The 14,405-nt window shown below is 33.6% G+C and carries 14 protein-coding genes; all 14 read left to right on the top strand.

Annotated elements, in window-relative coordinates; genetic code table 11:
• Positions 1-19: 19 nt before the first annotated feature.
• The 14 genes from mnmA to BM319_RS11295 all read left to right on the top strand — a co-directional run bounded on the left by mnmA (position 20) and on the right by BM319_RS11295 (position 14,330).
• Positions 20-1,138: a tRNA 2-thiouridine(34) synthase MnmA gene (gene mnmA / locus BM319_RS11360; protein WP_069035139.1), complete on the top strand. Its 1,119-nt coding sequence runs from the start codon at positions 20-22 to the stop codon at positions 1,136-1,138.
• Between the two features lie 207 nt (positions 1,139-1,345).
• Positions 1,346-2,005, top strand: a complete 660-nt coding sequence (locus BM319_RS11355; protein WP_091022703.1) for a tetratricopeptide repeat protein — start codon at positions 1,346-1,348, stop codon at positions 2,003-2,005.
• Positions 2,006-2,043: 38 nt separating this feature from the next.
• A complete protein-coding gene (recD2, locus tag BM319_RS11350; protein ID WP_439097798.1) occupies positions 2,044-4,401 on the top strand; it encodes an SF1B family DNA helicase RecD2 in 2,358 nt (785 codons plus the stop codon).
• 112 nt (positions 4,402-4,513) lie between these two features.
• Positions 4,514-4,702, top strand: coding sequence for a YrzR-like zinc ribbon domain (locus tag BM319_RS11345; protein WP_069035137.1), 189 nt, complete (start codon positions 4,514-4,516; stop codon positions 4,700-4,702).
• A gap of 13 nt (positions 4,703-4,715) precedes the next feature.
• Positions 4,716-4,850, top strand: coding sequence for a DUF3918 family protein (locus BM319_RS11340; RefSeq protein ID WP_082459514.1), 135 nt, complete (start codon positions 4,716-4,718; stop codon positions 4,848-4,850).
• Between the two features lie 569 nt (positions 4,851-5,419).
• Positions 5,420-5,974, top strand: a complete 555-nt coding sequence (locus tag BM319_RS11335) for a GNAT family N-acetyltransferase (protein WP_091022701.1) — start codon at positions 5,420-5,422, stop codon at positions 5,972-5,974.
• Positions 5,975-6,013: 39 nt separating this feature from the next.
• Positions 6,014-7,081, top strand: coding sequence for an AI-2E family transporter (locus BM319_RS11330; protein WP_091022699.1), 1,068 nt, complete (start codon positions 6,014-6,016; stop codon positions 7,079-7,081).
• A gap of 356 nt (positions 7,082-7,437) precedes the next feature.
• Complete coding sequence (gene alaS / locus BM319_RS11325) at positions 7,438-10,089, top strand: alanine--tRNA ligase (protein ID WP_069035134.1); 2,652 nt, start codon at positions 7,438-7,440, stop codon at positions 10,087-10,089.
• Between the two features lie 114 nt (positions 10,090-10,203).
• Entirely contained in the window at positions 10,204-10,470 is a 267-nt protein-coding gene (locus BM319_RS11320) for an IreB family regulatory phosphoprotein (RefSeq protein ID WP_069035133.1), read from the top strand.
• Between the two features lie 3 nt (positions 10,471-10,473).
• The gene (ruvX, locus tag BM319_RS11315; protein ID WP_069035132.1) at positions 10,474-10,890 is read left to right on the top strand and encodes a Holliday junction resolvase RuvX; all 417 of its coding nucleotides are present in this window, start codon (positions 10,474-10,476) and stop codon (positions 10,888-10,890) included.
• Between the two features lie 113 nt (positions 10,891-11,003).
• Entirely contained in the window at positions 11,004-11,294 is a 291-nt protein-coding gene (locus BM319_RS11310; RefSeq protein WP_056472710.1) for a DUF1292 domain-containing protein, read from the top strand.
• A 182-nt stretch (positions 11,295-11,476) separates the two neighbouring features.
• The gene (gene mltG / locus BM319_RS11305; protein ID WP_069035229.1) at positions 11,477-12,511 is read left to right on the top strand and encodes an endolytic transglycosylase MltG; all 1,035 of its coding nucleotides are present in this window, start codon (positions 11,477-11,479) and stop codon (positions 12,509-12,511) included.
• A 234-nt stretch (positions 12,512-12,745) separates the two neighbouring features.
• Positions 12,746-13,405 carry an O-methyltransferase gene (locus BM319_RS11300; protein ID WP_091022697.1) on the top strand — a complete coding sequence of 220 codons (660 nt, stop codon included), beginning with the start codon at positions 12,746-12,748 and terminating at the stop codon, positions 13,403-13,405.
• Positions 13,398-14,330: a peptidase U32 family protein gene (locus BM319_RS11295; RefSeq protein ID WP_091022695.1), complete on the top strand. Its 933-nt coding sequence runs from the start codon at positions 13,398-13,400 to the stop codon at positions 14,328-14,330. The genes BM319_RS11300 and BM319_RS11295 overlap by 8 nt, the downstream gene beginning before the upstream one ends.
• Positions 14,331-14,405 lie beyond the last annotated feature (75 nt).

The following is a 14,405-nucleotide window of genomic DNA, read 5'->3' as shown; positions in this document are numbered from 1 at the left end:
GTGCGAGGGGATATTATTTATGAATAAAAAAGATCCAAAAGACACTCGCGTAGTAGTAGGAATGTCAGGTGGTGTAGATTCATCTGTAACAGCATATTTATTGAAACAACAAGGATATGATGTCATCGGTATTTTTATGAAAAACTGGGATGACACAGATGAATTTGGCGTATGTACAGCAACTGAGGATTATGAAGATGTAATTGCAGTTTGTAATCAAATAGGAATTCCGTATTATGCAGTGAATTTTGAAAAGCAATATTGGGATAAAGTGTTTACTTATTTCTTAGATGAATATAAAAAAGGTAGAACACCAAACCCAGACGTAATGTGTAATAAAGAAATTAAGTTTAAAGCATTTCTTGAACATGCAATGGAGCTAGGAGCAGATTACGTAGCGACAGGTCATTATGCTGGAGTTGAGTTCCGTGACGATGAATTTAAAATGTTACGAGGAATTGATAGCAATAAAGACCAAACTTATTTCTTAAATCAACTTGGCCAAGAACAACTATCGAAAGTTATGTTTCCACTTGGAGGCTATTTAAAGCCTGAAATTCGTAAAATTGCTGAAGAGGCAGATTTAGCTACAGCTAAGAAAAAAGACAGTACTGGAATTTGCTTCATAGGTGAACGTAACTTTAAAGAATTTCTAAGTAATTATTTACCTGCGCAACCTGGTGAAATGAGAACAATGAACGGGGAAGTTAAAGGTAAACATGATGGACTTATGTATTATACAATTGGTCAACGTCATGGACTTGGAATCGGTGGAAATGGAGACCCTTGGTTCGTTGTAGGAAAAGACTTAAAAAATAATATTTTATTAGTTGAACAAGGTTTTCATAATGAGTTACTTTATAGTAATGAAGTACTTGCTTCTGATATTAGTTGGACATCAGATAAACCGAAAGAAGGTTCATTTACATGTACTGCTAAATTCCGTTATCGCTCTGAAGATAACGAAGTAACAGTTCACATCTTAGATGATAACTCTGTAAGAATTCTTTGCCACGAAAAAATTCGTGCAATCACTCCTGGCCAAGCCGTTGTATTTTATGATGGGACAGACTGTCTAGGTGGAGGAACAATTGATCGTGCATTTATCGATGGTAATGAATTAACTTATTTAAGATAAATCTATTTACCCCAATCATAATGGTTGGGGTTGTTTTTTTGAATGGAAATACATAATTTTTCGCAGGAATTTTGAAGAAACGTTCCTTTGAAATGTATACTATGGTGTGATAGTGTTAAATAGATATATTAAGTTTCTTAAACTGATTAGTATAGAAAATGGAGTCTGTCAAAAATAATTGAAAGAAAATACATAGAGGTGTTATAGATGAATAATTTTGAACGTGGCGTAGAAGCCCTGCAAGAGGGGAACTTAGAGGATGCAGCTAATTTTTTAACGAAAGAAATTGAAGAAAATCCTACTAATTCATTAGCGTATGTTAATTTTGGTCAACTTTTACTATCGATGGGAGATGTAGAACGAGCTTGTCTTTTTTTTGAAAAGGCTTTAGAAATTGATCCTGAATTGGCAGCAGCGCATTATGCAGTTGGAACAGTGTATTTTGAAGATGGTAAATTTGAATTAGCTAAAAAACATTTTCAACATTGTGTGAAACTTGGCATGAATGATAGTGATGTCCATTTTATGATTGGTTTATGCTGTGTTAATAATGGCGAAGATCGTTTTGCACTTCCATTTTTTCAACGAGCGATTGAGCTAGATGATCAAGATGTAGACGCATTATTCCAATACGGCCTTACTTTAGCTAAATTGGAAATGTTAGATGAAGCAAAGGTTAATTTAGAAAAGGTTTTACAATTAGATGAACTTCATGCTGATGCACATTATAATCTAGGCATAATTGCGATGTTTAATGATCAAGTTACAACTGCGAAAGACCATTTTAATAAAGCGATTGAATGCCAAGATGATCATATGCTTGCTATGCATGCTTTAAAAGTAATTGAAAATAAAGAAGTAGAATGAAGCTAGTTTAGTTGTGTAAGTACGGGGAGGTGGAAAAAGTGCAAACCCAAAGTGAAATGGAATTGTTTGTTGATGAGACACCATATATTAAAGGGCATATCACAACAATCATCTTTTATAATGCAGAAAATTTTTATACTGTTGCAAAGATAAAAGTAGTTGATACAAATTTATCAAATTGTGAACAGGAAATGACAATTACTGGGAATATTCCAAGGATGAATGAAGATGAAACATATACATTTAAAGGGATTGTAAAAGACCATCCGAGGTATGGTAAACAATTTCAAATATCATCATTTGAAAAAGAGCTTCCATCTACTAAAAAAGGTGTTATTCAATATTTATCCTCAGATTTGTTTAAAGGAATTGGGAAAAGAACAGCTGAAAAAATCGTTGACCATTTAGGTGAAGGTGCAATTAATAAAATTTTAGATAATGCTGATAGCTTAGAAGGTGTTCCCGGGCTGGCAAAATCTAAAGCTAAAGAAATTTATGAAACAATTTTATCTCATCAAGGTCTTGAAAAAGTAATCAGCTTTTTAAGTAGCTACGGTATTGGAACGGGTTTATCGATTAAAATTTATAAGACCTATAATGAATCAACTCTAGATGTTATCAGAACAAATCCATTTAAGTTAATTGAAGATGTGGATGGGATTGGGTTTGGAAGAGCAGATGAAATTGGTCGAGCAATCGGTATTACGGGAAATCATCCAGATCGGATACGAGCGGGTTGTATTTATATTTTAGAACATTTATCGATGCAAGAAGGACATGTTTATATAACGCAAGATCAGTTTATTGATGAAACTAGACAATTATTAATGAAACAAGATAAAGAGCTTGTCGAACCAGTCGACATTTCTCGGGAAATGAAACGATTGGTAGCAGACGGAAAGCTAGTAATGGAAGACGAGAGAATCTATCTAGCCGCTCTTTATTACGCTGAGAAGGGCATTGTAAATGCGATCCAAAAATTATTAAGCAGTGCTCCAGATTTAGGTGAAATGACTGAAACTAGATTTGCAAAAGAGCTAGAAGACCTCGAATCAAAAATGAATGTAAAATATGCCCCTTCACAAGCACAAGCAATCAAAAAGGCAATGGAGTCAGCTATGATGGTCCTTACAGGTGGACCAGGGACAGGTAAAACGACAGTTATTAAAGGAATCGTTAATCTGTTTTCAACAATCCATGATTTATCATTAGATCAGCATTCTTACCCGAAAGATGATCCATTCCCTTATTTGCTTGCTGCACCTACAGGTAGAGCGGCAAAAAGAATGAGTGAAGCAACTGGATTACCGGCAGTAACAATCCATCGTTTACTCGGTTGGACAAGAGAAGGGGAGTTTAGCCATCATGAGGAAAATCCTTTAAATGGAAAGTTACTAATCATTGATGAGTTTTCAATGGTCGATGTTTGGTTAGGGAATCAATTACTCAAAAGCATTCCAGAAGGATGCCAAGTCATTTTTGTAGGGGATGAGGATCAATTACCTTCTGTTGGTCCAGGTCAAGTCTTAAAGGATTTATTAAACTCTGGTACAGTTCCAACCGTACGATTAAAAGATATTTACCGTCAATCAGAAGATTCTTCGATTATTACGCTTGCACATTATATAAAAGATGGAACAATATCTGAGGATTTATTTGAACAAAGAAAAGATCGTTCATTTATCGGTTGTTCAAGCCAACAAGTTGTTGAAGTCGTCAAAAAAGTGTGTGAAAATGCCAATAAAAAAGGTTTTCCTGTAAGAGATATCCAAGTATTAGCGCCGATGTATCGTGGTCCAGCAGGAATTGATGCTTTAAATGAAGGGCTGCAAGAAGTGTTTAACCCTAAAAGGGAAAAGCAACGTGAAATGAATTTTGGTGATACTACTTTTCGTACAGGTGACAAAGTTCTCCAACTTGTAAACGTTCCTGAAAATAATGTTTTTAATGGAGATATGGGTGAAATTGTAAACATTTTTTTCGCTAAAGAAAATGTAGAACAACAAGATATTATAATCGTTTCATTTGATGGAAATGAAGTGACTTATACTAGACCAGATTTTTCTCAATTAACTCTTGCTTACTGTTGTTCAATTCATAAGTCTCAAGGTAGTGAATTTGATATTATTGTGCTTCCAATTGTCAAAAGTTATTATCGAATGCTTCGAAGAAATTTAATTTACACTGCAGTGACAAGAAGCAAGAAGTTCTTAATCATGTGCGGTGAACAAGATGCATTTATTCAAGGTATTGGAAGAACAGATGATGGTCAAAGACAAACTACTCTATGTATGAAACTAAAAGGGATTGAAAATGGTGAAGTGCAACTAAACGAAGATTTACCATTTCAGCTTTCAGACGAATTACCAAATCTTTCACCTTATGATTTCATGTAAATGACTAAGAATATATAGTGCAAGACGATTCCTGTACTAACGTATATTTTTATGAAAATTTGGTCACAATGCTTAGAAACATTGCCTTTTTTAGGCTAAGGGAGCGAGCGTTGTGATTTGTCCAAATTGTCATAGTAAAGACTTAGGGAAAATAGGTGTAAATCAATATTATTGTTGGGGATGTTATATTGAACTAACAATTAATAAAGGGATAATTTATACCCACCAAGTTGAAGAAGATGGTACGTTAAGTTCGTTGGATGATTTATTTGACGAAGAGGATCGAAAACTTAGTATGTAGGAGTGGGTAATTGATGGCTAGAAAAAGCTCTTTATTAGGTTTAGGTTTAGGTGCAGGTGCACTTGCGATGAAGTTAATGTACGATAACAAATGGCTTACTTCAAAGAATATGAAACGTATGAGAAAGTCATTGAAAAAAATGCTTTAATTTTTTTAGCGCATGTCTATAGGGGCATGTGCTTTTTTACTGTCAAAAAAATAATCAAATTTTCGTAAAAGGAGCCGAGTGAGGTTGATTTCCACTACGGGGTGCTCGCTTTCCATGGGGCGAGATTCTTTAGCCTCCTCGGCAAGCCTGCGGGGTCTCAGCCTTCCCGCTTATCCCATAGGAGTCGAGCACCCCTCCGTTCCAATCAACTTATTCATTGAAAAAAGTTACACTAAAAAACCTAATTTAATATCCTTTTACTAGAGTAGCTTAACAGCTAATCAGTATATAGTTCAATTAAGATCGAGTATCAACTTATAATAATAATTTGAACTTGTTTTCTAATAATTAACTCTAAAAATTTTTAACTTCTCAAGAATAAAACAATTACTTAGTTTGTTGATAATATAACCATATTTACGACATGTGCTTTGTTTTTTTCAATGTATTAAATCAATGTATTAAATCCAATCCTAATCATACATTCCCAATATATTTAAAATTTTTTCATTGAGAAAATGATCATCTTCTTTTATCATTTATAAAAACATGGAAAAGAGATGGTAAATATGGGAGTGGGAGTTAAGCTTGTTAAGAATGATTTAAAGTATGCAGAGCAGGTTTTTAAGTTATCATCAGATCCAGGTGTGAAAGATGTTTTGGGAATAAAAGTAGATCGTATTGAGGATACAATTGGATTTATAAGTTATATTGTTCAGCAGGAATTAGACGGTAAAGTAATAAATCGGATAATTTTAAATGAGCAAGATGAGGTTGTCGGTATAACAAGTTTAAAGCACATTGACCGAGGAGATGGAATTTGTCATATCGGCACTTGGATAGGGGTTCCATTTTGGGGACAAGGGTATAATGAAGCTTCGAAAATTGAAATTTTAAAAATTGCTTTTAACGAGTTGAAAATGGACTATGTTTTTGCTGGTGCAAAAGCGTCAAATGCTAGATCTAGGCGAGCACAAGAGAAATTAGTTTATATGACAATTGGTGTAGAGAAGGAATTTCCAAAAGAACTAACAATCATTGAAAAAGAGGCAAAAACGAAATGTGTATTGAATGTAGTGAAGAGGGAAGACTTCGCAAATTTTTTAACGAGTCACATAATTTAATCGAAATTCTCCATACTATTACCAGTATGGAGGTTTTTTATGGACGGTTTAAAGTTAAAGTGGATATATCGACTATGTTTAATTTTGTTAATTGGATTAGTTGGAATCGTTTTTTATTATTTAAAACCGGTTTATTTACATATTGTAATTGGTGTTTTAAAATCGATGGTTCCATTTTTGATTGGGTTAATCATTGCTTATTTGCTACATCCAGCAATTGAATATATTCATAATAAAGGGATAAAACGAGTAATTGCGATTTTATTGATTTATTTATTATTTTTTGGAGGGTGTGTACTTGGGCTTTATTTATTACTCCCTATTTTTAAACAACAGTGGCAAGATATTTTAAGAGCTTTTCCTAAAGTAATGGCATTATATGATAATTTTTTATCAAAAATCGAACGAAAGACTTCGAGGATGCCAATTTTTCTTCATAATCGTATTGATTTAATGATTAATGGTGCTGAAAAATCGGGATTATCATTATTGAGTAAATCTGGTGAATGGATGAAGCAATTAGTAAATAATATTATTTCACTCTTTATCATTCCGTTTATCGTTTTTTACTTTTTAAAAGACTATAAGGTCTTATCGAAAATGTTTTGGAAAATTATCCCTTACAAATGGCGATATGAAGCAAAAGGTTTGGCAAAAGAACTAAATAATACATTTGGAAAATATATTCGTGGTCAAATATTAGTTTGCTTTTTATTGTTTGTATTAGCAACAATCTTTCTATGGATTGTTCGAATGAAATATGCTCTAGTATTAGGAGTTGTCATAGGAATAACAGATATCATTCCGTATTTCGGACCGGTTATTGGAGCTGTACCAACCTTGTTTCTAGCCGCTTCGGAAGGGACCGGTTTATTAATTAGAGTAGGTATTACTATAATTGTTTTACAATTGATTGAAGGTAACGTCCTTTCTCCGCTTATAATTGGAAAATCAATTCATACTCATCCAGTTATTATTATGTTTTCATTATTAGTCGCAGGTGAAATAGCTGGTTTTATTGGTTTGTTAATTGCAGTTCCATTATTAGTTGTCATTATTTCTGTTATTCGCTATTACAGCAATAGAAAAGAACGTCTCTCAACTTGACTTTCATTTTTGACAATGATACTATTTTTTCATACAATTTATATTTGCAAAATTTTGAAGGAACAAGTATGTCACTAAACCATTTAAGCTTATGCATAAGAGAGAAGTTTCCTAGGCTGAAAGAAACTTTAATGAAGGGTGACAGAAAAGCTACTCCTGAATGCAGCTAATCACTGACGCGTCAGACCACGTTACGGTCTCTTGAGGTGATGAATAGACTTTGAGGCATTTTGCCTAAGCAACTAGCTTTCTATTCATAATCAGGGTGGTATCGCGAGTACATCTCGTCCCTGTTTTAGGGACGGGATTTTTTTGTTTTTATAACATTATAAATTTACTAAATGGAGGTTAATATAATGAAAAAGCTAACTGCTGCTCAAATTCGCCAAATGTACTTAGACTTCTTTAAAGAAAAAGGTCACTCTATTGAGCCAAGTGCATCTTTAGTACCAGTAGAAGATCCAACTTTATTATGGATTAATAGTGGTGTAGCGACATTAAAAAAATATTTTGATGGTCGAGTAATTCCAGAGAATCCAAGAATAACAAATTCACAAAAATCAATTCGAACAAATGATATTGAGAATGTTGGGAAAACAGCTCGTCACCATACATTTTTTGAAATGCTAGGTAATTTCTCAATCGGAGATTATTTCCGTGAAGAAGCTGTAACATGGGGTTGGGAGCTTTTAACTTCATCTGAATGGTTTGGTTTTGAAAAAGAAAAATTATACGTTACTGTTTATCCAGAAGATAAAGATACGTATGATTTATGGATTAAATTAGGATTAAATCCTGAGCATATTATCCTGTTAGAAGGTAACTTCTGGGAAATTGGTGAAGGACCATGTGGACCATGTACAGAGATTTTCTATGATCGTGGAACAAAATATGATCCAGAAAACATTGGAATTAAATTATTAAAAGAGGATTTAGAAAATGATCGATATTTAGAAATTTGGAATATTGTATTCTCTCAATTTAATTCAAAAGATGGTTTAGACCGTAAAGAATACCCTGAATTACCAAATAAAAACATTGATACTGGTATGGGCTTAGAACGTATGGCAAGTGTAATACAAGAAGTAGACACAAACTTTGATACTGATTTATTTATGCCAATTATCAATGTTGTTGAAACAATTTCTGGTAAAAAATATCGAAATGGACAATTAGATCAAGATACTGCTTTTAAAGTAATTGCTGACCATATACGTACAGTATCTTTTGCTGTTGCAGATGGCGCTCTTCCTTCAAATGAAGGTCGTGGATATGTATTACGTCGATTAATCCGTCGTGCAGTTCGTTTTGCTAAAAAATTAGGTATTGAGCGTCCATTTATGTTTGAACTTGTTCCAGTTGTTGCTGAAATCATGGAAAGCTACTATCCAAATGTAAAAGAAAAAGTACCGTTCATTCAAAAAGTAATTAAAAATGAGGAAGAGCGTTTCCATGAAACATTACATGAAGGATTATCACTTCTTACAAATGTAATGAAAGATGCAAAAGCTAAAGGAAGTACTGTAATTAAAGGTGAAGATGTTTTCCGTCTTTATGACACATATGGATTCCCAATTGAATTAACAGAAGAATATGCAGAAGAAGAAGGATTAACAGTTGATCATGACGGTTTCGAAGTTGAAATGGAAAAACAACGTGAGCGTGCTCGTTCTGCAAGACAAGATGTTGACTCAATGCAGGTACAAAGTGAAGCACTTCGTGAAATCAAAGAAACTTCAGCTTTTGTCGGGTATAGCGAAGGTTCGGTTGAATCTACAGTACTTGTTCTAGTACAAGACGGAGAAAAAGTTGAAGATGTAGCAAATGGAGAAGAAGCTCATTTAATTCTTGATGTAACGCCTTTCTACGCTGAAAGTGGGGGTCAAATTGCAGACCGTGGAACTTTAACTGCTCCTGGTTTAAAGGTAGAAGTACTTGATGTTCAAAAAGCTCCAAACGGTCAAAATTTACATCGAGTGAAAGTTGTTGAAGGTGCGTTATCAGTTGGTGCTAAAGTTGAATCAACAATCAATAAAGCTAACCGTTCAAGCATTGTAAAGAACCACACAGCTACTCACTTATTACACCAAGCATTAAAGGATGTACTTGGAACTCATGTAAATCAAGCAGGTTCATTAGTAAACCAAGAACGTTTACGTTTTGACTTCTCGCATTTCGGTCAAGTAACGTCTGAAGAACTTGAAACAATTGAAAAAATTGTGAATGAAAAAATTTGGGAAAGCATCCCTGTTCAAATTTCTGAAAAAGCAATTGCTGAAGCAAAAGCAATGGGTGCAATGGCATTATTCGGTGAAAAATATGGTGATGTAGTACGAGTAGTACAAGTTGGAGATTATAGTCTTGAACTATGTGGTGGTTGTCATGTTGATAACACAGCATCGATCGGTACATTTAAAATAATTTCTGAGTCAGGTATTGGAGCTGGTACGCGCCGTATAGAGGCAGTAACTGGCAAATCAGCTTATGAATATATGCAAGAACAAATTGGTCAACTTAAAGAGGCAGCTAGCCTTTTAAAATCAAATACAAAAGACGTTGTTGCTCGTATTGAAACTTTACAATCAGATTTAAAACAAGTACAAAAAGAGAATGAATCACTTTCTTCAAAATTAAGTAATATTGAAGCAGGAAATATTAGTAATAACGTGAAAGAAGTAAATGGAGTAAAATTCGTTGCTGCTAAAGTAAATGGAGCAGATATGAATAGTCTTCGCACAATGGTTGATGACCTTAAAAATAAAATTGGTTCTGTTGTTGTATTACTTGGTTCTGCTAATGAAGGTAAAGTTAACTTAATTGCTGGTGTTACAAAAGATTTAGTAGGTCAAGGATATCATGCAGGAAATCTAATAAAAGAAGCTGCTTCAATTTGTGGTGGAGGAGGCGGAGGCCGTCCTGATATGGCTCAAGCTGGCGGTAAAGATCCTTCAAAATTAGACGAGGCTGTTGCTTTTGTTGAAAAATGGATGAACACGATTTCAAAATAATACAAAAATCGTGTACAATAACAGATATAAAAATTTTTAGCTGATTCGTAACTGCGTAATAAAAATGGTACAATGTAATTAGCTAAAAATATACGGATAAGTGGGGTGCTTTGTATGGATTCATTTGATAAAACGATGAAGTTTAGTTTGCAAGATGAAGGTCAAGATATACGAGTTAATGAAGTTTTGTTAAAGGTTCATGACGCGTTACAAGAAAAAGGCTATAATCCAATCAATCAAATAGTAGGATACTTATTATCAGGTGATCCTGCATACATTCCTCGTCACAATGACGCAAGAAGTATGATGAAAAAATTAGAACGTGATGAAATCATTGAAGAATTAGTTAAATCTTACTTACTACAACATCGTGGAGAATAATTAATGAGAGCACTTGGGCTAGATGTAGGTACTAAAACAATTGGTGTAGCTGTAAGTGATGCTCTTGGTTGGACAGCTCAAGGTATTGAGACAGTAAAAATTGATGAAGAACGTCAGAAATTTGGACTAGACCGACTAAAAGAAATCATCGACAGCTACGAAATCGAAAAAATAGTTGTAGGCTTACCTAAAAATATGAACGGAAGTATTGGAGAACGCGGTGAAGCTTGTACGCGTTTTGGAAAAATGATTGAAGAAGAATTCAATCTTCCGGTTATACTATGGGATGAAAGACTTTCAACAATGGCTGCCGAACGTTTTCTAATCTCTGCTGACGTAAGTCGTAAGAAAAGAAAACAAGTAATTGATAAAATGGCAGCAGTAGTTATTTTACAAAACTACTTAGATAGTATAAAGTGATAAAGTAGAATGGAGATTGGCCGACAACAAGAGTATTTGCATTAGTACTTATGGTCGGCCCCTCCAACTATTCACTTATACATAAAAGGATTAAAATAATTGAGGTGATATAAATGGAACACGGTGAAGACAGACAAATTACAATCATCGATGAGGAAGGTAATGAGATTCTTTGTAATATTATCATGACTTTTGAATCAGATGATTATGGTAAATCATACGTAATTTATAGTCCAGTTGGACAAGAGTTTGATGAAGATGGAGACCCAATCTATCATGCATCTAGCTTCATTCCTGCAGAAGATGGAGAAGATGGAGAGTTATATCCAATCGAATCTGACGAAGAGTGGGAAATGGTTGAAGAAGTATTAAACACTTTCTTTGACGAAGAAGAAGGAGAATAATATCTCTGGATTTAAAAATGCTAAGCGCTTATAAAAGTGTTTAGCATTTTTTTTATGTAGAAAATTGCCGATTTAGCACATATTTGTAGTATACTATAACGTGGAAAAGGAGGTAGATAAGTTTGTCATTTAATGATTTTGATAAGAATGGATACAAGAATACAAATAAAAAAAGCAAAGGTATGCTTATTTTTACATATTTAATTATTGCTTGTATTGTCGTAGTTGGAGCGGGTTTTGCAACTTATAAATATATGTTAAAACCTGTTAATTCAGCAAATAAACAAATTAAATTGGTAACAATTCCTGAAGGAAGCTCTGTTGATAATATTGCAGCAATTTTTAAAAAGAAAAACTTAATAAAAAATACATCAATTTTTAAACTATATGTGAAGTTGCATAACAAAGCTAGTCTAAAATCAGGGAATTATCATTTTAGCGAAAACCAAGGGGTTGCAACGATTGTAAACCACTTACAGGTAGGTGGTAAATATCAGGTTGCTGTAAAGGATTTAATGATTCCCGAAGGTTCTCAAATAAACGAAATTGCAGCGATTATTGCAAAAGAATTTAAATTAGATCAAGCAGCTGTACTAAAACAGTTGAATGATAAATCATTTATTCAGGGGCTACAAAAAAAGTTCCCTCAATTAATAACGAATGATATTTTTAAACCTGGAATTCGCTATCCATTAGAGGGGTACTTATATCCTTCAACTTATATGTATGGGGATTTTACTCCGAGCTTAGAGGAAATTATCACACCTATGCTAAATGAAACAGTGAAAATTTTAGACCAATATAAAGCAGAAATGAGTAATAAAAAACTTACGCCTCATCAGACATTAACAATGGCCTCGTTAATTGAGGAAGAAGCAACTGGTACAACCGATCGAAAGTTAATTTCAAGTGTATTTTATAATCGACTTAAAATAGGAATGCCGTTACAAACGGATCCAACAGTTTTGTATGCACTTGGTAAACATAAAGAACGTGTATTATATAAAGATTTAGAAGTTAAATCTCCTTATAATACCTATTACGTTAAAGGGTTACCGGTAGGACCAATCGCAAGTGCTGGCGTTGATAGTATAGTAGCCGCTCTTGAGCCTGCTAAATCAGATTATCTATATTTCCTTGCAGATAAAACAGGTAAAGTAATCTTTACAAAATCGTTAGCAGAGCACAATACTGAAAAAGAAAAGCATATAAAATAAAAAGTTGGAAATACTTGTATACAAAATATTAAATTCCTCAGTAGTATAAATAGTCTACTGAGGAATTTTGTAAATTAAAAAACAGTGAAAGCGTTGCTACAATTCTTGGTACTAGCCAAGGGTCTTTTTTTTATGTTAGAATATTACGGGTCTAAAAAAATTCAGATACACAGAAATTTTACTTACACCTTGTTTTAAGACAAGGTTGTATTTCTATTGGAGGCTTTATAAGCAATGAATGACGTTTTAGTTCGTCAATACTTGGCGAATTTTTATAAACATAGAGAACCTTTTATAGAAGAAATGGAAACATATGCATTTGAGCATCATGTGCCGATCATGGATAAAGCAGGCATGGAATTTATGCTTGGTTTACTTTATTTAATACAGCCAACTTCAATTCTTGAAATTGGAAGTGCGATAGGTTATTCAAGTATTCGAATGGCAAAAGAGTTTCCAAATGTGAAGATTGTTACAATGGAGCGAAACGCAGAGAGAATTCGAAAAGCAAAAGAGTTTATTGAGCGAAGTGATTACAGTAATCGAATTCTACTTTTAGAAGGTGATGCTTTACTTTTAAAAGAAAAATTGCCTGAAAACAGACAATATGATGTTATTTTTATCGATGCAGCTAAAGCTCAGTATAAACGATTTTTTGAATTATATGAGCCTTTGTTATCAGACAGAGGCGTTATCATATCAGATAATGTTTTATTTAAAGGCCAAGTTGCTGAAAGTGCGGATTTAGTTGATGATCGACGAAAGAAAGCTTTAATAAAAAAGATTCAAAATTACAATGAATGGCTAATGAATCACCCTAAGTATGATTCGACAATTATACCAATAGGTGATGGAGTTGCTATTAGTAAGAAAAGGGGAGTTAATAATGATTAAGCCTGAATTATTAGTTACGCCAACTAACCTAAGTGATATAGATAAATTAGCTGATGCAGGTGCAGACGCAGTTATTATTGGTGAACAACGTTTTGGATTACGCTTAGCGGGCGAATTTAATCGTGAAGCTGTAAAAGAAGCGGTAGAAATTGCACATAAAAAAAATGTAAAAGTATATGTAGCTATGAATGGCGTTTACCATAATGAAATTCTTGATGAAATTGAAGATTATATTGCTTTTTTAAGAGATGCAAATGTAGATGCAATTGTATTCGGAGATCCTGCAGTTCTTATGTCAGTGCGTGCGATTGCACCTAATATGCAATTACATTGGAATACGGAAACAACGGCTACAAACTGGTTTACTTGTAATTACTGGGGTAAACGTGGATCAAAACGTGCGGTATTAGCTAGAGAATTAAGCTTTGAAGCTGTTGCTGAAATTAAAGAAAATGCTAAGGTAGAAATCGAAGTACAAGTACATGGAATAACTGCTATGTTCCAATCAAAACGTTCACTTGTTGGTAACTATTTTGAATACCAAGGTAAGAATTTAGAAATCGTTGAACAAAAAAAATATGAAGAAAATATGTTCTTAGTTGACCACGAACGTAATAATAAATATCCAATTTTTGAAGATCAAAATGGTACTCATATTATGAGTCCAAATGATATTTGTATTGTTAACGAGTTAGAAGAATTAGTTGATGCAGGTATTGATTCATTCAAAATTGATGGTGTCTTAAAATCTTCAGAGTATATCATTGAAGTTACAAAACTATATAGACAAGCTATAGACCTATGTGTAGAAGACCGCGGGGCCTACGAAGAAATCAAAGACGAACTTTTCGACAAAATCGAAGCAATCCAACCTATTAACAGACCACTGGATACAGGATTTTTCTTTAAAGAAACAGTGTATTAATAGAGTTTAGATTAATGATGGAAAAGCAGGAAAGCCAGGGAATTCTAGAAATCAGTAAAAACAGTATCCTAGAAC

The organism is Bacillus sp. UNCCL81 (assembly GCF_900112535.1).
In the GTDB taxonomy this organism is placed as follows: domain Bacteria; phylum Bacillota; class Bacilli; order Bacillales; family Bacillaceae_G; genus Gottfriedia; species Gottfriedia luciferensis_B.
Note: the sequence above shows the minus strand (reverse complement) of the source record. Positions and strands in the feature narration are given on the sequence as shown.